The sequence below is a fragment of the Pseudoalteromonas aurantia 208 genome (assembly GCF_014858725.1).
GTDB lineage: Bacteria > Pseudomonadota > Gammaproteobacteria > Enterobacterales > Alteromonadaceae > Pseudoalteromonas > Pseudoalteromonas aurantia.
On sequence record NZ_AQGV01000012.1, the window covers coordinates 1,960,646 to 1,982,806 of the forward strand.

Genomic DNA, 22,161 nt, shown 5'->3' on the forward strand with positions numbered 1-22,161 from the left:
ATTATTGATCTAGACCAAAGGCACTTGCGCCTAGGTCTGCACTGCTAACAATGTTTCTAAAGCCAGTGAATAACTCTCTACCAGTACCAAATGTTGCTTCTGGTTCACTCAATTGCAACTCTCGTGCTAAGAGCTCTTCGTCTGACACATGTACAAATAGCTCGCCTTCAGGGGCATTTAACGTCACCAAATCACCCTCATGAATTTTAGCAATAATACCGCCTTCAACCGCTTCAGGTGCTAAGTGAATGGCTGCAGGCACTTTACCTGATGCACCAGACATTCGACCATCAGTCACTATCGCAACCTTGTAGCCTTGATCTTGCAATGTTGCCATCACCGGCGTTAATTTATGAAGTTCAGGCATGCCCTTCGCTTTCGGACCTTGCTCTTTTATCACGGCGATAAAATCTTGGTTTAACTCGCCATCTGCATATGCTTGTTGTAATGCAGCTTGTGAACTGAATACCTTCGCTGGCGCAGTCACTGTTTGATGCTTTTCATCTACTGCTGATACTTTAATTACCGCTTTACCAATATTACCTGTCAGTAGTTGCAAACCACCTTGCGGACTGAATGGATTGCTTACAGGGCGCAGTACATCTTCATCGAGTGAATTCTCAGGACATGGCACCCACTTAACTTTGCTAGGTCCAGTACTGTTTGTCATAATTAAACTCGGATCGGCGGCAAGCATAGGCTCTTGCGTATAAGCATCAAGCCCTTCACCAACAATGGTTTTAACATCGCTGTGTAAGAAGCCACCATCACGTAGTTCACGCATTAAAAAGCCCATACCGCCAGCTGCTTGAAAGTGATTTACGTCTGCCGATCCATTCGGGTATATACGTGTAAGAAGAGGCACAACTTCAGATAAGTCGGCCATGTCTTTCCAGGTAATTTGCACACCGGCTGCACCAGCCATCGCAACCAAGTGAATAGCGTGGTTGGTAGACCCACCAGTTGCTAATAAACCAATAAGACCATTAATAACGGTTTTCTCACTCACTACATCAGCTAAACAATTGGCATTTTTGCCATCAATAAGCTGTTCCAACATCTGCTCAACTGCATTACCAGTTAAGCCATCTCTAAGCTCTGTGTAAGGATTAATAAATGAGCTACCCGGTAAATGTAGGCCCATTATTTCCATTAACATTTGGTTGGAGTTGGCCGTGCCGTAGAAAGTACAAGTACCTGCACTGTGATAAGAGGCGCTTTCCGCTTCGAGTAATTCTTCTCTGCTGACTAAGCCTTGTGCAAACTTTTGGCGAACGCGTGCTTTTTCTTTATTTGGGATACCCGACTGCATTGGGCCAGCTGGTAAGAAGTAAACTGGCAAGTGGCCAAATGACAATGCACCAATCAAAAGGCCTGGGACAATTTTGTCACACACACCAAGGCAGAACACCCCGTCAAATACGTCATGTGATAATGCAACTGCGGTTGACATGGCAATCACATCTCGAGAAAACAATGACAATTCCATGCCATCACGGCCTTGGGTAACCCCATCACACATCGCCGGTACACACCCTGCAACTTGCGCTGTAGAATCATACTTTTGGGCTATGTCTTTGATAATGTCAGGATAGTCCTTGTAAGGTACGTGGGCAGACAACATATCGTTATATGAATTGATTATGCCTAAGTTCGGTTGCTCGTCTACCTTTAGACGATCTTTATCTGAACTAGAACATGCAGCCATAACATGAGCAATGTTGCCACATCCTAGGCCTGAGCGTACGCGTGTTTGTTTTTTTGCTTGTTGTATGCGAGCTAGGTAGGCTTGACGCGTTGTTTTACTGCGTTCGATAACACGTTCTGTGACTTCTTTAATTCGAGGATGCAACATCATAAAATTCGACTCGTCTCTATCGTTAGAGGAAAAAGGCTCAGCAGATTTAAAGACTCCACTTTAATACCGTACTGAGCTTCTTTTGATTTACCCGTTCAAAGGTACGCTATCAGGTTGTCTCTCACCTCAACCTGACACCGGTGTCACTGTATTAAGCCACGCTTATGACACCGGTGTCAACCTTTAACCTTAAATTTAGATTAAAAAATTAAAATGACCAAATAATGACCGCCAATAAATTATTGGCCAATATGAATAAGAAATGGAGAAGTAAAAAATAAACTAATTAGCAATGAGTAACTTAAAAAACTCACTCGTAAACGAAGATTTACTAACGCGCCTATTTTACAATGTGTGACTTGCTGAGTACTTAAAGAAGGAGCAATATACCTATCATAAGCACTCGCTCACTAGGGATCAAGACTATAAACAAGCAGGTATATTCACATCTATTTTTGTTCTCTTTGAGCATGCTTTTATCGCGACGCTTAATATGTGGCCTAGTAATCTAAGCGAATATTAAGCAACAAAGAAAAAGGGGGCTCAAAAGAACCGGTAGGCAGCGCTTGATTGGCTTTTCTACTATGTTATCGGCTGACTCACATGGAATAACCATGCTACGTAGCCTCTACCTTGTATAAAATCCAATCAAACGGCTGTAAAAATGAACCTGAAAGATCAACAGCCGCTAAACTTACCATAAAAAATTTCAACCAACTCATCGCCCTCCTAGCCAATCGCTTTCATTACAGCAGAAGGTCTAAATCACATCTCTTTTTTGTCGCGCTGACGCAGGTCATTGCCTATGCCAAAAACAGCACAAACACACCTAAATAGCGCCTATATAAACAAAAACCTCGCCGACCCAATAGCCAGCTAAGACTCGACCTTTTAAGCTCTCATCTCACCTTTAGTCGTACTGACGCAGGTCATTGTCTATTTCACACCCAATAGCAAATTACTCCCATAAACACACTTCTTCGAACGAGTCGCTTTCTCGAAATAGATCAATTAGGCAGGCCCCGCACTTCCTTATCCTGACAGAAACAGATCTAAACCCCACATCACTTTGCGCTTATAAGCACCAAAAACAAAAAAGCGCCTTATCGGCGCTTTCTTTCATACATACTCTAGACTTAATTTAACGTTTAAGTGCTATTTAAGTACTAAAGTGCTGCGTGATTTTTCCTTCGTCGAGCTTGACCATGTTGGGTGGGTAAATACGGGTAAATTGCTTGCTATCAACGGCAATCGTTAGCTCTATGCCGGGGTGCATAAGTTCATTGATCTTTATGCGACTGGTTTTTACAAGACGTGCTAATTTTTGCTGTACTAACCGCATATTGCGCTGATTACGCTTGTAATGCTGATTCAATTGCTGTTCGCTCATTTCTAACTTTTTCAGAAATGCATCTCTTTTAGCCGTTTTCGGCGACTTATTGGCCTTAATTTTAGCTCGGGTTATTTCAACTACTTTATCTGACAAACGTTTTTCAAACGTCTTAAACTCTTCTTGTTTTTCTTTTAATTCATGCCAGTTTTGGGCAATTGAAATACGTGTTCGGGTCCCTGAAGGCGCACCTAATTCACCTGTTTCAATTCTAAGTGCATTTAAAACGTTACCGCCAATGAGCTTACCGCGTGGTTTTTCACCTTTACCAATGCGTATTAAACGTCGAGACATTAAATCACAGTGCAATACTTGGCGATCAACCAATAAATCCTGACTTGTTTCGATATGGCAATACTGAGCATAACCAACCGACACTGTACGTGAAGCCTTAATATGACAAGAGAAATCTTCCCCTTCACTGCGCTTTCTGCCAATTGCACCTTGCATAATGGTAATGGCACTCGCACTTTCAAGTATTGATGACTCAACGAACCCTATAACCGTGATGTCGCCGGTCGCTTTTACACGCATACCATCTTTTACATCACCGCTGACAATAACACTGCCATCAAATTCAACGTGGCCAGTGGTCACATCAACACAGTCGTAACACAATACATCATCTACACGCATACCTCTTGGCACAGCAACAGGCACACCTTTGGCATCAGCAATCAATACGTTGGGGTCTTTAGGGTGAAGTTTGGTGCCTTCCATAACTTGTAATTCAAAATCGCGACCTGGCTTAGGATCCAAATCATCCCCAAATACCGTATATCCTTTTTCACCAGGGGTTGCCGGAACGCGTTTCATCAAGGGGCTGCCAGGGCTAACTGTAATAATGGCCCCTAAGTCCCGCATGTCTACTTTGCCGCCGTCTTTTGTTTGCGGGCTCAACACTCTGTCTTGCGCTGTCATACACAAACGCACAAAACGCGCATCGGTACCATCTTTTGCACGCACACCATGGGCAACTATTTCTTCGTACACCATACCTGCTGGCTGTTCAAACTGTTGCCCTAAGAATTGCTCCAACACATCTTGATTAATACCCCGCTTAACACCAGCATCTGCCAACGCTTTCGCAGCCCTATCAACCGAGACCATTTTACCACCACAAGCAACCGTGATCCGAGCTTCCGCCACCATATTGGCATCGTCAACACGAATTGCGATTGACGCATCAATCGCTTTAGCAACAGCTAATGAATCTTGATCGCCTATTTCTGTAGCAGAAAACAGCTTACCTATATTAGCATGAATTATTTCACAATCTGCATGTTCAGATTGCTCCAATAACTCAACTAATTGAGAGGCACTCGCCGGAAAACCCGACTCAACAGGATGAGACAACAAATAGACATAGCCTAAGTCTTCATCAAAACGAAACAACGACATGAACTTTTTCCCAAAGTATGTGCATAGAATTCTTATTCTTATCATGCAAAGCAACAGCTCCATTTGAGCACAATGGACCCATAATGTTAAGCAGTAACTGTTACGAATTGCTACAAATTATGAATGATTGTAAATGCGACTTACGAATAACTTGCACATAAATTCGCCAACCAGTTCATATTAAATAAGTTATCGGCAAAAGTAGCTTGAGCTTGAGCATTACTTTCCGCTATACTGGCGTTCTTCACTGAATGAACATATTCAGGGGCTGATTAGGATTCGACGGGATTCCAGAAGCCTAAGGTGCATGTCGAGGTGCGGCTGGCCTCGTAAAAAAGCCGCAATTAATGTAATCGCAAACGACGATAACTACTCTCTAGCGGCTTAATAGCCCGCTAGCACTCCTCCATGAAATTCTTGTGGTTCTGGTTCTGGAGTGTCACCCAACACAAGATCGCTACGGAAACCCTGGCCGGGGTTGAAGGGCTAAAACCAAGCGGCCTCGCCTTTACTTATCGTGTACGTCCGAGATTTAAAGGTTAACCAAAAGACGATACTAAACATGTAGGACCGAAGGTCGACGCTTTCCGGACGGGGGTTCAAATCCCCCCAGCTCCACCACTTTAAAGTGTTATAAAACAGCCTGTTAGAGAGAAATCTTTAACAGGCTTTTTTGTGTCTGCTATTTCTATTACAAATCACAATATGCTAAGTTTAATCAACGCACACTTCCCCTCTAAAGTTAGGGTGATACACATAATCGAGTTCAGCAATTTAGGTATCTCCCAAAGTCAATTTTGAATGCATTGAAACATAAAGCTAAAAGAGGAAGTGTGCGGCAATAAACCGCCTAAAATTTCAACTACGGGCAAGCTTTTGGCAAACGCCTCCCCACCTTTATTGCCACCATAAAGTCATCCAAGTAAACCACTTTCTACGCGCTGTTATCATATTTAATTTAATTAAATCAGATGGATAGTTAGTTTTTTATGCGACAACAATTTAAAGGGGTACACGTAATTTTACATTTAAACAACAAAAGGTGTACAACTGGAACGGCTATTGCTTATTAAAATAGAGATAAGTCAATTTAAGGATATGAAATGATTAACCCTATCGGCATTACAAATTACCAGTCAGTCTCTGCGACACAATCAAGTCAATATGTGCAAAAGCATACTGCATCTGAGATGAACGATAGCCACGCTGAGTCTGCTAATTCATTGAGTTTCCCTGATAGAACACATGACTTCACAAACATGACACTTGAAGAGCAATCTAAAGCGGCTCAAGACCTTTATGATCAAGGGGTTATTTCAATGGGCGAGCATGCTTTCATGACCGGGAAATATGGTTTAATCGAGCATGATGGTCAATTGGGTGGAACGACGCTTGCACAAGCAAAGAGTGAAAAAATCAATGTGATTGACACCATGAAAGACAACCTTGCCGCCGTTAAAAGTCAGGCTGGTGGCGATTCTGAAGTGGTAAAAAACTATCATTCCCTGATACGAAAGCTAGAAGTATATCAATTTGGATTGAATGCGAGCGCTTAACTGCTCACATTCAATTTTCTGCTTTTAAAAAGCCATATTAACGAATAAATAAACGATCACTTTCCTGATTGTATGGAAAGTTAATCGAAGTCCCGTTGTATGTCGCATTACCGCTCGTAAAGTCTGTCATAGGGTTTTTCCAATAATTTATCCACCCAATGACCGTATTGCCTGAATCTTTAACTGGCTCCGAGGTTTCTAATTTTAGTGTTGTACCATTGATTTGAAAGCGTCGCGACGAAGGTTGAGCATAGCCATATTCAAGGGTTAATGCATAAAACTGACCGCCATGATCCTGGTTTGTAGAAAAAGCATTTTGGTCAACGTAATCCCATTTACGGTACAGTGCAGAATAAACACCGCGGATCTCCAAATAAGTAATTTTTGGCGCTGGTGCAAGTGGCACTATTTCACCATTTTTACCCAATGACTCTACATAAAGCTGATAATTAGCATGATTTTCCCTTATCTCATGTTTTAGTAAATCAACATATTCTTGAAGTTCATAATCATGTTGCAAATTTTCTATACTTGGCAACTCATTGGCAATCGCAGATCCTGCGCTACACAGTGTTAATGCACAAATTAACTTGTTCATAACCTTTTCCTTTTGTTTAATGAATGTTTATAGAAACCTCCTTAACTATAAGTTACCCCCAACAGTCGATGTATTAGACTTTAATGTAATGTGGCCTACTATCCGAAATTCTACTGTTTTCCACAAACGGCCCATTTTGACTACCGCCATTATTTAAATAGGTTCAAAAATGAAGAAGCCCAATCGCGGCTGCTTAGTAATGATTTATTATTCTCGCACTAGATCTTGGTACATCACTCATCTCTAAATAGGCCACGATTGCTCAAGTGGGGGGTCTTGTCGGAGTTCCCGTCGAAAAGTGCACGATGCTTTGTTGCTTATTGGACGTGCAAAGGTAGAAAAAGATATTGGGGCTAGCTAAGAGTCAGAATAATAAAGTCAGTGTGAATCATGTAAACTATACAAATAACAGAATTATTGACATGGTCGAGCTAAGCGGAACAGCACGGCGATTGTCTCTATACAAGTGAGTAGGTGCGCTTTCCCTGAGCCGTAACATGAAATAAACGTGCTCTTCCCACACTAAAGTCAGCTGTTAAAATTTTAAAACGTTACCATTTAATGGTCTTATTTCATTCTGCAATCTGTTTTATCTGAGTAATTAACCATTTATAGAGCGGGTCATGTGTCACTTTAGGGTGCCAAGCAATAACCGCATCAAAACCTGGCGGATATTGTGTGAGTTTAATTTCTCTAAGTCGGCTATCAGGCAACATTCTACTGGGAATAAACGCGATAACATTTGACTTGTACACGTATTCACACAACATGGTAAACGAGGGTATTGAAGCAACAATGTTTCTATTCACGTGATGACGCTTAAACCAATCAGTTGAGGAGCCTCTTAAGTTGGGTCGTGATGGCGACACAATGACGTGTTCATACTGATTTAAGTCGGTAATGTGAGCGAGGGTTATTGGCGTGTTAGCCGCGCTCGATACCAGTATATATTGCTCATTAAAAAGCGTCTCACAAGGCAAATTATCAGACAAAAACTCAGGGATCGTGATGGCTAAGTCAACATCACCCGCTGTTAATGATTGTGTTAAAGTTTCAATTTCTAACTCTGTAATGATCAGTTTTATCCCTGGTGCTACTCGCCTAATATGGCTAAATAGCGCTGTGGTGATCACTTGCTGCGCATAATCTGTGGCTGAAATGACAATCGCTTTATTGACATTTTTGGCGTTAAATTCTTCAGGTTGAACGCTGTCTTCTAATGCTTTAACAATGTCTTTCAACATCAATCCTAGCTTTATTGCTTTCGGAGTAGGTGCCACACCATGCCCATGCCGCACGAACAATGTATCTTGGAAAATATCTCGCAATATTTTTAGCTGTATGCTCACCGCTTGTTGACTCACGTTGAGTGATTCTGCGACTCTACTGATACTCTTTTTATCAAGTAACAGTAGCAATAACCGCATTTGTCTCACATCCAACTTTTCTAACATATTACCAATTCCCCGTTACTCGCTACTCGGCACATAACAATCATTTACTTGTATATAATACAACATACACAACATATCACTAGTATCAATATTTATCTAAAATGAGCGCCATCTTGTTAGAACACCATCCGTTCTAGCCAATAACCATTTCCGTATTTATCAAATACAACTTTTGTAGGAAACTTTAATGATGCAATCTATAAAACTAAAAAACCCCGGCGGCTTAGAGCATATTTATGTTGCCAATGACCTTGAGTCAAATGCCCCAGAAAAAGGTGAAATTAAAGTCAAAATCCACGCCAGCTCGTTGAACTACCACGATTATTTAGTTGCCTCAGGTGCAATGGAAACAGCACAAGACCGTGTATTGCTGTCTGATGGGGCTGGAGTTGTTGTTGCTGTTGGTGAAGGAGTGACGGAGTTCAGCGTGGGTGATAACGTGGTCTCAACTTTTTTCCCGCAATGGCAATCTGGTCAGGCAAATGCCGACGTCGGTAATTTTAGCCAAACACCAGGCGATGGTGCAGAAGGTCTTGCAGCAGAGTATGTGACACGTGCAACCTCGGCATTCACGCTTGCACCACAAGGGTGGAGCCATGAAGAGTCAGCAACCATAACAACGGCGGGTCTGACTGCATGGCGCGCTTTAGTGACAGACGGCAATTTAAAAGCAGGCGATACCATAGTCACTCTAGGTACAGGCGGCGTGTCAATTGCGGCATTGCAAATTGGTAAAATGTTCGGCGCTAAAGTCATTGTAACTTCATCATCAAACGAAAAAATCGAAAAAGCCAAAGCACTTGGTGCATTTGCAGGGATTAATTATAAAGAACACCCTGAGTGGGCTAAAGAAGTGTTAGCAATCACTAAAGGTAAAGGGGCTGACCATGTGATTGAAGTCGGTGGGCCGGGTACACTTGCGCAGTCGGTTGAGGCCGTTGCCGTGGGCGGTAAAATATCTTTAATTGGGGTTTTAACTGGATTTGCAGGTGAATTGCCAATCGGTGTGCTCATGTTTAAACAAGCGCGACTACAGGGAATGCTAGTGGGTAGCCGGAGTGACCAACAAGATTATGTTAGGGCATTGGAAAGCAATAACATCCGCCCAGTTGTTGATAAGGTGTTTAAATATAAAGAACTTGGTAAAGCCTTTGAACATCAAATCAATGGTGCACACTTTGGTAAAATTTGTGTTCAGTGGTAGCTAGTTAACCTCAGCTCTGGATAAGCGAATTTGCCCAATAAAGCTATTTTTCTCTCTCTCGGCGTTGCTTTCATTTGTAATAGCCCGCTATTACTGCATAAAAGCGCCTTGATATTGAACAAAATATCATCATTGGATTGTAAGTAAGTTTGTTTTCAAAACACTTTCTATTCCAAAACCCTTATCCAAACCTGAGGTTAGTTAAATTCTCGCCAATGAGAACGTCACATTCTCACTGGCGATTAAACGCTGTAAATCGTCCTAAGTAATAGGTAGTCATAGCTTACCTTTCAACAAACCTTGTAATACCCAATTTACTTAAACTCGGACTATTTAGCATTCCCCGCACTGTGTGTTAGCGCTTCATGCTATCTATCGCAACCCATTGCATTTTACGTGATAATATAACAAAATATTTTTACCATAAATTATTGAACAACACACATGAACACACCGGGATTCAAGCACCTAATTACAGGGCTCGTTTGCAGCTCAGCTTTACTTGGCTGCCAAACAGTTACGACTACGACCAGCACACAAACAACAAACGACTTAGTGGTGGCGACGTGGAATATTGAACACTTAGCAGCACAAAATAATCAAGGTTGCAAAGGCCGTGAAAACAGTGATTATGCAGCACTCACCGCTTACAAAAACCGCATCGACGCGGATATATATGCACTACAAGAGGTCGGTTCAGTGGCTGCCGTACATAGAGTATTTGATTCAGCTGACTGGCAAGTCTTTATCTCTAATAGGGAGGATTCTCCGAGTTATACATGCCGTGGCAGCGAACAATCGTCAACGCAACAAAAAGTCGCGTATGCAGTCAAAAAAACCATTTCGGTTAACGCCGTTACAAACCTTGATGCGCTTAGCGCTCCTCAGTTTGGGCTGCGTCATGCATTACAACTTAATATTGAACATGCGGGAAAACCACTATCACTCATTAATTTTCATTTAAAAAGTGGCTGTTTTGTTGATAACTATTTAGACAGCGACCGGAAAAGCTGTGACATATTGGCTCAGCAGGCCAAGATTTTAATAAATACACTTAACAAGCAGCAGCAAAGTCAGCCCAATTTGGTCCTGCTTGGTGATTTTAATCACCGACTAGCAAACGTAAACAACCGTTTACGTGCTGATTTAGGGCTCACTCAGTCAGTGAACGAAAGCACATGGGTTAATACCACTGATAGTGTGCAAGGATGCCATCCAAGGTACCCTGCCCCTATTGACCATATTATTATATCGTCTTCCTTATTACAGCACCTCGACAAGCCAAGATCTCAATTTCATTACTTTGAAGATATGACCCAAAGCAACATGCTTAGTGACCATTGTGCTTTAACGTTACGCTTTAATTTTTAAGAGGAAGCTGGTCCAACGTCTGTGTTTGGGCCAGCATTGGCAGAGTACTGGTTTATACTATGGCTTACGTGCTTTTATAGCGTAAATTAAAGGGACTTGCTGCCCTTTGTGCTGCATTTGATAACGCTTTTCTGCGACCAGCTTTAGTCCGTCAAAACAATCATAAGGGCTATATGCATGCTCTTCAAACAGCTCTATTATCAAACCTGAGTTGATCAGTGCGCTGATCACACTACTCAGTGAATGTGGCCAGGTGATCACTTTAGACACTTGTCCATCACAATTTTCAGTGTATGTGGTTTCTTCTTCAATATCTGGTTCACTCTTTGGGAAATAAGAATATCCAGACAACAAATCATTAAACGTATGAAACTCGACTAAATGAAACTCCCCACCGCACTTTAATGCGTTAACAATCCCACGTGCCCAATGGGTTAAATCTGGTAACCAACACAAAACGCCATAGGAAGTATATACAACATCAAATTGCTGAGTATTGGTGTCACCAAAGTGACAGACATCATCACACACAAACGTCGCATTAAGGCCTAGTTGTCCATTTAAAGTTGTTGCTTCATGAATCGCGGTTGATGACAAATCAACGCCAGTTACATTTGCCCCTAACCGTGCTAAAGATAATGAATCCAGTCCAAAGTGACACTGTAAGTGCAGAAGGTCTTTGCCTTCCACATCTCCTAACTGATTTATTTCAATATCATTGAGCGACGATTGCCCATGTATAAAACTGTCTACATCATAAAACTGTGACTTAACATGCAATAGTGTTCGCTTATCCCATGTTGCTTTGTTTATGTCTAAATAGTTCATAATCGACTCTTTTAATAAAGCTAAAGCGTAAGTTAGTGATTGGAGTGATACCACTCAACCATGTCTCTATTCAAAATAATCAAAAATTAACTAACCGCCAATTATTTGCGACAAAATAACAAATCAGGTACAAGGAACCTTTGCACACAAACGATAATTACGAATATGGCAAGCGATTATTAATCCAGAACCAATCAAGGTAACCACCCGCTCCATCATCTCCCCCAGCACATCATGACCAAATACAACAGCAAACACCAAACAGCTCAGTCCAGTTAAACCTACAATCAATACATGCCATGCTCTATGCCGCTTGCAGCCAATACTGAGTGCGACAAAACTTATCACCAATGCACCGCACACCAAATATTGATGAACAGCCTCATCAGCTAGAAATCCCAACCCTATTGAGGGTATGAGTACCAACAATAGAGGTAAAAATATACAGTGTGCTATACAGAGCATTGACACGCCGATAGCAGCCTGATCCATCCGCTTTTGTGTGTATTTCATCGCTGTTCACCTTACGTGTATGATTATGGGGTTAACCCAAACTGTTTTGCTTGATGTAAAAAAGCCCGCTGAGCGGGCTAAACTTCACAGGGTAAAACTTAGTACAACAAACTAATCCGTTTGCCTAGTGGCCATGCTCATCCGATTCAGTGGCAATACCTAGCCATAATAATTTCTCAGGCACAATATCTAGCTCAAAAGTTCGTGTCACTTCGCCGCTTTCTAAATCTATTGCGACAATGTGCTGATTAATTGGGTCGCTCACATACGCCACTTGCTGAGACTGAGACAATGTCATTACAAAGCCATGTTCCTCTGGCATTTTGCTTGTATCAGCACTACTGACTGTAATGTTATGGGCTTTTTCCCAGTGATATTCATCATCATGTTGATGCCCTTCAAATACACTCATCACACCAGCACTGTCCATCAGCACAAAATGCTCTCCTTCAGCGCTAAAGTAGGCACCAACTAAACGGGCATCATCACTGGCTTGCCATTCTATTTTTTCTAATGAATTGTTCCTTGGGTCAATGGCATATACACCTGCGCGGCTGCTGCCTATAAATAAATCTTTTTCAGGGTGCCCACGTAGCATCCCGATACGCTCACCTTCGGCAAACTCTTCTGAATTCATGATTTTTTCATGTGTGAATTCATTATCATGTGTGTTAATAACCACAATACCGTCTGCACATGCAAACGCAACCAATTCACTACTTTGTGCACTGCCATGCAAACTCGGGCAGTCTACTTCAAACTCTTTCTCTTGATCAAAATGATCCCCGTGGCCGTGAAATAAACCAATTTTATTTGGCAATGTCGATAGACTTTGCTCATCACGGATCGTACTGATCAAATACTCACCCACAGTTTGCATTGCACCATGTTGATATGTGCTGTAATCAAGTGTTGCAAAATCGCGATTATTATTGGCGATGTTGGATTCATTGAAGACCATTACTTGCGCGTTTTGATTTGTATCTTTATCACCATCGTAAAAAACAACACTATTGTGTTCACCTGCATTTACGTGAGTTGGCTTAACCCCCTGTAGCGCAAATTCAACAACACTTGGTGCTTGTTCATATGGGTGTAGATGGTCACCATGATCTTCTTGCCATAAACCCCCATTAACAAACTCAACAATACCTGCATCCCGCTGCACCGCCATAACGTAGCGATGATGCTCTGTTGCATATAAATATTGTGGGTACCCGGTAATCCCTACGCTCTCTAAGTGCTCACCATCTTTTGCTGCAATGACTGATAACACATTACTCTGATGTGAAGAAATCACTAAGCGGCCTTCTATGCTAACCTCTGTGTGCTCGTGGTCAGTATGACCCTCTCCCCCTTCCACGCTTTCACTTACAGGGTTTACAACAGGTGTAAGGGTATGTTGAGTATCACTACCACAAGCCGAAGTTAATGCAGCAGCAACCATTGTTGCTAATAACTTAAGTTTTATATTCATTTCCATCACTATCTAAAAATATTTGAGAGTCTTACATCGATGAAGGGTTGGGAGCCTACCGACTTTTCGATATGTTATACTGTAACAAAACAAAAAAGCAAGTAGTTCTTTCTAAAGTTAAACTCGTTAATGACTACACTCGAAAATGAACGGGTCATTAAACAAAACAACTCATTTACATTTAAAAAGGGTACTGTATACTTAAAGTTCACATTTTGCGCAGAAGGATCTGGCTTCATGAAACTAAAAATAAAAATCAGTTACCATAAAAATTACCGATGTGAAATGATGTCGTAAGTGACAAAACACGGTACTTTATTTAACAAAATCAAATTATTGGACTGGGTTTTGCTAGATATGGGAAGTGGTTTTTTGTTAATTCTCCCATTATGCGCCACGATTAAAGTGGCGCATTTATATGCAGATCCGATAACTAACAGCCACATTCGTAAATCAACATTCATTGTAAAAGTTAAACGAAAAGTCATGATATATTTAACATTGAAACGACCCACGTTCCATTTATGCTCTTCGCAAAAATAACATACCTATATTTAGCAAATTCAGTGAGAAACTCTTCATATAGATTCATAATTTATACTTATGAAAAAAATTCAATTCATAGAGAATTTTTAAAAAGATTAAAAATAACACCTTAAAAACAATAATTTAAAAACGAGCCTTACAAGAATAAATTAAATAAAAGCAACACAAAAGAGAATACAAATATTTATCATTTGCATAAATATACATTGAACATTAATTTGGATGACCTGCTTAAAAAATGTGTAGTTCAAATTAAGTGCTTGTTATGCAATGAACTCACCCGTTTAGTAAATTGGGTACTCAATGAAAAGATATTTATTTGATAGAAATTTAGAGCATTCGAGCTGTGGCGTTGGGTTTATTACCCATAAAAAAAGTAAGCAAACACATCAATTGTTAGAACATGCTCATCAAGCGCTTTGTCGTATACCTCATAGAGGCGGAATGAACGCAGAGGGCATTGGCGATGGTGCTGGGGTTAATATTGACTTGTCGCTTAACTTTTTCAAAAAAGTCACCGGCAACGCCACATTACAAGTCGGTGAATTTGGGGTAGCCAACTTTTTTTACCCCAAAGAACTTACGCACCACAACAAAGCCACTCAATTAATTGAAAACACACTGTCGACCTATAACTTACCCATTGTCACATTTCGCACTATCACAACCGATGAGACCGTGCTTAATCATGCAAGCCAACAAGCACAACGACAAATCAAACAAGTCGTTTTTTTAAAACCAAGCCAGTGTGATAGCCAAACTCAGTTTGAAAAACAGATCCATCAAGCGCTCCATGACATCGAACATGTGGCTTTTACTGATCCTGAACTCAGTGGACTCTACCCCTTGTCGATGAGCAGCCGTACTCAAGTATTGAAAGGTCGTTTGAATAGCTGGGAAGTGATCCCTTATTTCACCGATCTAAGTGACGTAGATCATCAAGTTCATACGTTATTCTTTCACACTCGGTTTTCAACCAATACCGCACCAAATCCTATGTTTGCGCAACCATTTAGACGAATGGCCCACAATGGCGAGCTTAATACCGACCGAAAAAACCGCCTAAGTGAAGACGCAATCGCCAAGTCGCAAAATAAGAAAATCATTACTCCAAATGGACAATCAGACTCAGCGCGTTTAGACCAAACATTAGAAAGGCGAGTAATCGAGGACAACTTAGAGATTGATGTCGCCGCATTAGCTATGATGCCGCCCGCTTGGGAGAATGACAGCGATTTGCCACCCTCAGTGAGAAATATGCTTGAATATTTTTCTTTATACGAAGAGAAAAATGATGGCCCCGCAGCACTCATTTTTGGTGACGGGGTTAAGGTAGGCGCACGACTCGATAGACTCGGACTGCGGCCGTTACGAAGTGTCGAGACATCTGACTATTTGGTAGTGATGAGTGAAGCAGGTCAAATAGATTTTGACCCTAGCGACATCATACGCCGCGGCCGCATTGAAGCCGGGGGAATGATTGTATTTGACCATAGCACGGGGGAAATTAAAGAGACCCAACAAATTTTAGAACATTTAGCTAAACAGCAAGATTACGCCGCGCTTCTAAGCCAAGCAAGGGTTAACTTATCCGACTTGCCAATACCGCAATTACAAGCAGTAAAGCAACGTTCTTCACTGAGTACCAGCGCACAACATGTGGCATTTAGTTTAAATCAAGAAAGCTTTAAATTTATGCTCGATCCCATGTTATTAAATGGCGCAGAGAAAATTTCTGCCATGGGCTATGGCTTAGCTCCGAATGCCCTCAACAAAGATGAAGGCGGCCTATCTCGATACTTTAGCCAACGGTTTGCGCAAGTAACCAACCCGCCGCTCGACAGCATTCGTGAAACCGATGGCATGACACTGCGTGTGGCACTGGGTCCAAAACCCAATATTAGCCCAAGTAGCCATAAACAAATTGTATTAGACTCTCCTATTTTAATGCCACAACACCTTCTCGCCCTTGAAAAGCAAAGTGCGTTGCGTATTAAAACCTTACCTCTATTGTTCAACATCGACTTACACAACAGCAATGAGCATAGACTGCTTGATGCCCTAGAAACCCTCACGGATCTCGCTGAGCAACAAGCCCGCGAACAAGTCGATATTATCGTTTTAAGCGACGAGCATATTTCACATAGCCAAGCCGCTATTCCGGCATTACTAGCCGTCGCTAAAATTAATCAGCGGCTGATAAGTCGCGGACTGCGCTTTACCACCAGCCTTGTTTGCCATACCGGTCAAGCAGTGAGTACACACGACATCGCATGTCTGCTTGGCTTTGGAGCCTCTGCGGTATGCCCACTCACGGTATTAAATCGTGCCACAGAGTTATTCGATAGCCCAACCGATGTGCAGTCAGCCATACTGAAATTTAAAAAGGCCGCTGAAAAAGCCTTGATGAAAACCATGGGCAAATTTGGCTTATGTACTGTAGAAAGCTATATTGGCGGTGAATTTTTCGAAGCCAACTTTATTGATACCCATGACCCAGCTTTAAAGGCTATTTTCCCCAATATCCACTCCCCCGTGGGAGGAGCCCAATTTAAAGATTTGGTACAAAGCGTTGAGTACTGGCATAAAAAAGTCCCCCATGTTCAATCTGAAAACCAGATCCCTGTACTCGGGTTATTCAAAGAACGCGCTCAAGGAGCAGGTCATAGCTTTGGTATAACTGCGGTTCGTGAATACATCAATATGACTGAAGAATCGATTCAATATCTCGACGAATCACAACTTGAGTCACAAGACCAACAAGTCATATTACCGCAAGATGAGGGGTATCGAGATTTAGGCTACGACGCACGCAGCCCTCAGCAAATAGATGACTTTACCATCACAGATGCGTATCGTGAATTTAGTCAAAACCTTTACCTTGAACGCCAGCATCGCCCTGCTGCACTGCGAGATATATTAAGCCTACCGATTCAAATCAAAGCAGATGCATCAGAGCAAACTCTTAAAGAGTGCTTTAAAAACATATCAGTGTCAGGATCATTTGCCCTTGCCATAACGGGGCTCACGGTGCACCGTGAGCGCTCCAATGACATCGCACAACATTGGCATATCGCATTCGACCCTACTGGTAACCTCCAGAGTTTAGAAGCTGCGCTCATAGACGTATTTTCCAAAGATATTTTCACCCACAGCATAGTGAACTCACATCTGGCTATTGCAGTGGTACAAGATAGCGAACTCGATAGGCTATTAGCGAAAGTCATCCCGGCTCGCACGGCAATATCCGTAGCTAAGGTTCAACCAGCACACCAAATCACCGCAGCTTTTGCCTCGGGCGCTATGAGCCATGGTGCTTTAGTCGAAAAGGCTCACCAAGCGGTAGCGCAAGGCACCAATATTGCGGGCGCAATGAGTAACTCGGGAGAAGGTGGCGAAAGTGCTTCACGGTACAACACTGTAAAAGCCAGTAAGATTAAGCAATTTGCCTCTGGCCGATTTGGTGTTTGGACAGGCTACCTTGCCGACCCTGCCTTGCAAGAAATTGAAATAAAAATAGGCCAAGGCGCAAAGCCCGGCGAAGGTGGTCAACTTCCCGCACATAAAGTCAACGTACAAATCGCCGCAGCACGAGGTGGCACACCTGGGGTTGAACTCGTCTCTCCACCACCGCATCACGATACCTATTCGATTGAAGATTTAGGGCAGCTCATCCACGATGCCAAAGCCGCCCGTGTCAGAGTCGTCGTTAAACTCGTTTCATCTGAAGGGATTGGTACCATTGCGGTTGGCGTAGCCAAAGCAGGCGCTGATGTTATTAATGTCGCAGGCAATACAGGCGGTACTGGGGCAGCCCAAGTGACCAGCTTGAAGCACACTGGTCGAGCCGCCGATATTGGTATTGCTGAAGTCCATCAAGCGCTCGCTGAAAACGGCTTACGAGATAAAATAACCCTACGCTGTTCTAATGCCCACCAAACAGGGCTCGATGTGGTTAAATCAGCCATGCTAGGCGGTGACTCATTTGAATTTGGCACTACAGCTCTGATGATGCTCAAGTGCGTGATGGCTAAAAACTGCCATCAAAAATGTCCTGCGGGGCTGACAACCAACCCTGAGGTTTATCAAGGCGACCCCAGAGCATTGGCACAATATTTTATGAATGTTGCGCACGAAACCCGTGAAATATTGGCGCACCTTGGCTATGTGTCTTTACGTGAGATACGCGGAAAAAGTAATTTATTACACCTCATTGCGCATCCCATGATGGTCGGCCAATTAGATATGACGGCCATGCTCGCGCCAGTAGAGCCCATAAAAATTGCAGTGCCGGTGTACCTTGAAGCAAACTTTGATCACGACACGCAGTGGCTCACACAGTTGAAACAACACTTGTTTGATAACCAAACTGAATACTTATCTCTGCCTCCCATCGCTCTGAATAACTGTAACAAAACAATCGCAGGGCAACTGGCGATTGATATCGAGCGAACCCTAAATTATCACGTAAGCGATGCGACCATTGCCGCTCATCGTGCAATGTATAGATTGAGTAATGGCAGAGTCGTGTTAAAAAGTAATACGCTCTCGTTGCATACGTATGGCTCAGCAGGCCAAAGTTACGGGTCATTTTTGAACACGGGCATGCAACTTCAGCATACCGGTACTTGCAATGATGGTGTAGGTAAAGGCATAAGCGGCGGTCGCATACAGATCACAAGTCCTGTTTCACATGCAAAACAACCACTGACCAACAATGTACTGATCGGTAACTTTGCATTGTTTGGCGCAACGGGTGGAGAATTATTTATAGAAGGCCAAGCAGGCGACCGTTTTGGTGTGCGTAACTCAGGTGCCGTTGCCGTGGTGGAAGGGGTTGGTGATTTTTGCTGCGAATATATGACCAATGGTTCAGTGGTTAACTTATCTCATTACGGAAAGAATTTAGGCAATGGTATGAGTGGTGGTACCGCATACCAATACGATCCAAGCGGCAATATTGTCACGCAGTGCAGCCAAGACAGTGTCGTTGCTTTGCGCTTAGATGAACAAACGCCCTTGTGTTTAGGCCATGAAGCCGCGCTTTTGTATCATTTAGAATGCCATATTGATGCTACCGGCTCTACGCTCGCCCAATCACTTATTAATAACTGGGCTGAGCACAAGGCGCATTTTTATGTCCTGATCCCAAAAACACTCTATAGCTATCATTGCCCAAATAATATTGTGGACTCTCATGAGCGCAGAACCATGCTTGAAGAGCTCTCACAAGCTTGGGCAAACCGTCTATTAAAAGAAGCTCAAATTGCATATCAACACAACGAAAACGACGGTAAATACCTATTTGATGGCCAATTACCTGATTACGGAGACCGAGACACGAGTCTCATTTATCAATATGTGATCTCAGCGGGTGTATTTCATCGCGCCCATGAAGCTGCAAAAAAGTCAGCTTCACAGTCCACCGCGCATGCTAGCGAAGACAGCGCCAAATACTTGGTCACGACCCTTGATCGAAAGTTACAAGAAACACTGGTGAAAGATACCAAAGAGGCATTAGCCAGCTACGAAAGCGATGCGCTCAGCTGCTTACTCGCACAAAAGCGCGTGCAAGACTACAAAGACGCGTTAGAGCGCCGCGAGGTTTGGGATAATAATGCGTTTGGTACCAGCGTTTGGATATTACATCGCGATAACTGTGTCCAAGAGGCACTGCGTCAACATCGACCATTTGAACAACTGCTCGCGACCCATTTTTGCCATGTGCTAGTTGAAGCAATCCGCGCAACAGCATAAGTAAGGAAAAGTATTATGACACACTCAAATAACACCCAATTAGTCCCCTATTTACCAGAAAATATGCCATTCAATGATGACCAAAAGCAATGGCTCGGTGGCTTCTTAGCGGGTTTACATAGTCGCTTATTAATAAAAGAAGAAACGGTTGCGCAATCAGTTCAGCCAGCCATGCACATTAAACCACTCACCATAATTTATGGATCGCAAACCGGTAATGCTGAAAACCTAGCTGAAGAAGCCGCACAAATGGCCAAAAACCATGGATTGTTGGCTTCGGTATTCGATATGGATGATATCTCTGTGGCACAGTTAAGTGAAGCAGAGCGACTATTAGTGATCACAAGTACCTACGGTGATGGTGAAATGCCCGATAACGCACAATTATTGTGGGATGAAATAAGTGCCGAGTCGGCCCCCTCATTTGCATCAACCTACTTTTCCGTTTTAGCCTTGGGTGACACCAATTATGATGATTTTTGCATTGCCGGCATTCAATGGGATGAACGCTTAGAACAACTGGGTGCTACCCGAGTCGCACAACGCATAGATTGTGACGTGACATATGAAGCCCCAGCTGAACAATGGATGGCTGAAGCACTGCCCACAATCGCGCAAAAAGGTAGCGGTTCAGAGCTACCGTCGGCCCAAAGCTCTGAACAAAAACCTAAAAAACACAAAGCTAAATTTAATAAAGAGTCACCACTACAGGCTCAGCTCTTAACCAAAACGCGGTTAACCGATGAGTACTCAAGTAAAGAAACCATTCATTATGAACTCTCTTTAATGGGCTCTGGAGAACAGTATGATGCTGGCGATGCACTTAATATTATTGCTCACAACAGTACAGCGCTGGTTAATGACTTACTCAGCGCATTGAATGCCAGAGCAGAGCAACATGAAACGTACAATGGTAAAACCGATCAGCTAGAATACATATTCACTGAATTACTCGAAATTCGCCAACCCAGTAAAGATCTCATTCATGAAATAGCACGTCAGAGTAGCTGCCCTGAACTGCTTTCCCGACTGGGCGATAATCAAGCCATGAGTGATTATTTATGGGGCGTCGACACGGTTCAGCTGCTCAAGCGTTACCCAGATAGTGCTCTATCACCTACACAGTTTATTCAGCTAGCAAAACCAATGGCACCTAGAGCCTATTCCATTTCATCGAGTCTCAAAAAGCACCCTGATCAAGTACATTTAACCATTGCCAGTGTGAGATACACGCAAGATGAACGTCAACACAATGGAGTGTGTTCAACGTACTTAGCCGATCTGGTCGAAATAGGAGAGCCAGTTACTTGTTACTTTTCGGCCAACAAACACTTCTCTGTACCCAATGATTTAGCCGCGCCCATTATTATGATTGGCCCAGGTACCGGTATTGCACCATTTAGAGCGTTCTTAGAAGAGCGAGAGGCCACACAAGCCACAGGAGATAATTGGTTGTTTTTTGGTGATCGAAATGCAACAACCGATTACTTGTATGAGCAAGAGTTAACCCAGATGCATCAAGATGGCCTATTAACGCGATTAGACTTGGCCTTTTCTCGTGATCAAGCAGAAAAAATCTATGTACAAGATAAAATGTTAGCACAAGGTGAAACCCTATTTAACTGGCTTGAACAAGGAGCATATCTGTATGTCTGTGGAGATGCCTATAAAATGGCGAAAGACGTTGATACAACGCTGCAGAGCATTATTCAGCAGTATGGTCAGTATGATGAAAGTCAAACGCAAGAATACATGGCCAATTTGAAAAAACAAAAACGCTATGTGCGGGACGTTTATTAAAGACGGAAAGCAACCTTTACGCTAAGATTTTAGGCGTAAAGGTTGTTTAAGTGGTACCACATTGCCTCCTAATTTTGGAAACACATGGCTAATTTGCTTATCTAACTTGGTGAGTTCGGCAATGCATTTTCCTTGCTGCTTTTGACAATTTTCACAGCGACTATATTGCAATACAATACTATTTCTCAACCATAGTTGTAAGTCAGCAACACATTGAACATCACCATAACGAATACATACTTGCTTTACTTTGTGGCAAGCATCAAGAAATGCGGATAAGTTGGCATACTCTGTTGGTGTGTGTTTTAAAATCATGGAATTAACACTGAGTTCTGAATTAGCATTATCAAACTCTTTTTTGTATGCATCGATTTCTAACACCAATCGCGTACTCATAAATCCCTCATC

The 22,161-nt window shown here is 42.6% G+C and carries 13 protein-coding genes and 1 other RNA gene; 6 read left to right on the forward strand and 8 right to left on the reverse strand.

Annotated features, from left to right (window positions below; genetic code table 11):
* Position 1 precedes the first annotated feature (1 nt).
* Positions 2–1,855: a phosphogluconate dehydratase gene (gene edd / locus PAUR_RS12275; protein WP_192508573.1), complete on the reverse strand. Its 1,854-nt coding sequence runs from the start codon at positions 1,853–1,855 to the stop codon at positions 2–4.
* 1,162 nt (positions 1,856–3,017) lie between these two features.
* Positions 3,018–4,649 carry a DUF342 domain-containing protein gene (locus PAUR_RS12280; protein ID WP_192508012.1) on the reverse strand — a complete coding sequence of 544 codons (1,632 nt, stop codon included), beginning with the start codon at positions 4,647–4,649 and terminating at the stop codon, positions 3,018–3,020.
* A gap of 264 nt (positions 4,650–4,913) precedes the next feature.
* On the opposite strand from PAUR_RS12280, the gene ssrA reads away from it, so the two are divergent.
* Together ssrA and PAUR_RS12290 are read left to right on the forward strand one after the other, a co-directional pair.
* Positions 4,914–5,270, forward strand: a transfer-messenger RNA (tmRNA) gene (ssrA, locus tag PAUR_RS12285).
* Positions 5,271–5,752: 482 nt separating this feature from the next.
* Positions 5,753–6,205 (forward strand): hypothetical protein, encoded by a 453-nt coding sequence (locus PAUR_RS12290; RefSeq protein WP_192508013.1) that lies wholly within the window; start codon positions 5,753–5,755, stop codon positions 6,203–6,205.
* 37 nt (positions 6,206–6,242) lie between these two features.
* On the opposite strand, the gene PAUR_RS12295 is transcribed toward PAUR_RS12290, so the two are convergent.
* Positions 6,243–6,803 carry a DUF4879 domain-containing protein gene (locus PAUR_RS12295; protein WP_192508014.1) on the reverse strand — a complete coding sequence of 187 codons (561 nt, stop codon included), beginning with the start codon at positions 6,801–6,803 and terminating at the stop codon, positions 6,243–6,245.
* Between the two features lie 572 nt (positions 6,804–7,375).
* Positions 7,376–8,257, reverse strand: coding sequence for a LysR family transcriptional regulator (locus PAUR_RS12300; RefSeq protein ID WP_192508015.1), 882 nt, complete (start codon positions 8,255–8,257; stop codon positions 7,376–7,378).
* A 187-nt stretch (positions 8,258–8,444) separates the two neighbouring features.
* On the opposite strand from PAUR_RS12300, the gene PAUR_RS12305 reads away from it, so the two are divergent.
* Together PAUR_RS12305 and PAUR_RS12310 are read left to right on the forward strand one after the other, a co-directional pair.
* Positions 8,445–9,461 carry a zinc-dependent alcohol dehydrogenase family protein gene (locus PAUR_RS12305; RefSeq protein WP_318782608.1) on the forward strand — a complete coding sequence of 339 codons (1,017 nt, stop codon included), beginning with the start codon at positions 8,445–8,447 and terminating at the stop codon, positions 9,459–9,461.
* 444 nt (positions 9,462–9,905) lie between these two features.
* Positions 9,906–10,832, forward strand: a complete 927-nt coding sequence (locus tag PAUR_RS12310) for an endonuclease/exonuclease/phosphatase family protein (protein ID WP_192508016.1) — start codon at positions 9,906–9,908, stop codon at positions 10,830–10,832.
* 57 nt (positions 10,833–10,889) lie between these two features.
* Here the strand turns inward: PAUR_RS12310 and PAUR_RS12315 are convergent, their stop codons facing one another.
* The 3 genes from PAUR_RS12315 to PAUR_RS12325 all read right to left on the reverse strand — a co-directional run bounded on the left by PAUR_RS12315 (position 10,890) and on the right by PAUR_RS12325 (position 13,650).
* Complete coding sequence (locus PAUR_RS12315) at positions 10,890–11,660, reverse strand: class I SAM-dependent methyltransferase (protein ID WP_192508017.1); 771 nt, start codon at positions 11,658–11,660, stop codon at positions 10,890–10,892.
* Positions 11,661–11,783: 123 nt separating this feature from the next.
* Positions 11,784–12,173 (reverse strand): MerC domain-containing protein, encoded by a 390-nt coding sequence (locus tag PAUR_RS12320; protein WP_192508018.1) that lies wholly within the window; start codon positions 12,171–12,173, stop codon positions 11,784–11,786.
* 124 nt (positions 12,174–12,297) lie between these two features.
* Positions 12,298–13,650 carry a hypothetical protein gene (locus PAUR_RS12325; protein WP_192508019.1) on the reverse strand — a complete coding sequence of 451 codons (1,353 nt, stop codon included), beginning with the start codon at positions 13,648–13,650 and terminating at the stop codon, positions 12,298–12,300.
* An 849-nt stretch (positions 13,651–14,499) separates the two neighbouring features.
* Between PAUR_RS12325 and PAUR_RS12330 the strand changes: the two genes are divergently transcribed.
* Together PAUR_RS12330 and PAUR_RS12335 are read left to right on the forward strand one after the other, a co-directional pair.
* Positions 14,500–19,953, forward strand: coding sequence for a glutamate synthase-related protein (locus tag PAUR_RS12330; protein ID WP_192508020.1), 5,454 nt, complete (start codon positions 14,500–14,502; stop codon positions 19,951–19,953).
* Positions 19,954–19,968: 15 nt separating this feature from the next.
* On the forward strand, positions 19,969–21,753 hold the full coding sequence (locus tag PAUR_RS12335; RefSeq protein WP_192508021.1) for a diflavin oxidoreductase: 1,785 nt from the start codon (positions 19,969–19,971) through the stop codon (positions 21,751–21,753).
* Between the two features lie 21 nt (positions 21,754–21,774).
* Here PAUR_RS12335 and PAUR_RS12340 read toward each other — a convergent pair whose 3' ends face one another.
* On the reverse strand, positions 21,775–22,149 hold the full coding sequence (locus PAUR_RS12340) for a hypothetical protein (protein ID WP_192508022.1): 375 nt from the start codon (positions 22,147–22,149) through the stop codon (positions 21,775–21,777).
* Between the last annotated feature and the right edge of the window lie 12 nt (positions 22,150–22,161).

Coding starts and splice junctions, on each gene's coding strand:
- edd (WP_192508573.1), bottom strand. CDS start 1,855: ATGTTGCATCCTCGAATTAAAGAAGTCACAGAACGTGTTATCGAACGC.
- PAUR_RS12280 (WP_192508012.1), bottom strand. CDS start 4,649: ATGTCGTTGTTTCGTTTTGATGAAGACTTAGGCTATGTCTATTTGTTG.
- PAUR_RS12290 (WP_192508013.1), top strand. CDS start 5,753: ATGATTAACCCTATCGGCATTACAAATTACCAGTCAGTCTCTGCGACA.
- PAUR_RS12295 (WP_192508014.1), bottom strand. CDS start 6,803: ATGAACAAGTTAATTTGTGCATTAACACTGTGTAGCGCAGGATCTGCG.
- PAUR_RS12300 (WP_192508015.1), bottom strand. CDS start 8,257: ATGTTAGAAAAGTTGGATGTGAGACAAATGCGGTTATTGCTACTGTTA.
- PAUR_RS12305 (WP_318782608.1), top strand. CDS start 8,445: ATGATGCAATCTATAAAACTAAAAAACCCCGGCGGCTTAGAGCATATT.
- PAUR_RS12310 (WP_192508016.1), top strand. CDS start 9,906: ATGAACACACCGGGATTCAAGCACCTAATTACAGGGCTCGTTTGCAGC.
- PAUR_RS12315 (WP_192508017.1), bottom strand. CDS start 11,660: ATGAACTATTTAGACATAAACAAAGCAACATGGGATAAGCGAACACTA.
- PAUR_RS12320 (WP_192508018.1), bottom strand. CDS start 12,173: ATGAAATACACACAAAAGCGGATGGATCAGGCTGCTATCGGCGTGTCA.
- PAUR_RS12325 (WP_192508019.1), bottom strand. CDS start 13,650: ATGAATATAAAACTTAAGTTATTAGCAACAATGGTTGCTGCTGCATTA.
- PAUR_RS12330 (WP_192508020.1), top strand. CDS start 14,500: ATGAAAAGATATTTATTTGATAGAAATTTAGAGCATTCGAGCTGTGGC.
- PAUR_RS12335 (WP_192508021.1), top strand. CDS start 19,969: ATGACACACTCAAATAACACCCAATTAGTCCCCTATTTACCAGAAAAT.
- PAUR_RS12340 (WP_192508022.1), bottom strand. CDS start 22,149: ATGAGTACGCGATTGGTGTTAGAAATCGATGCATACAAAAAAGAGTTT.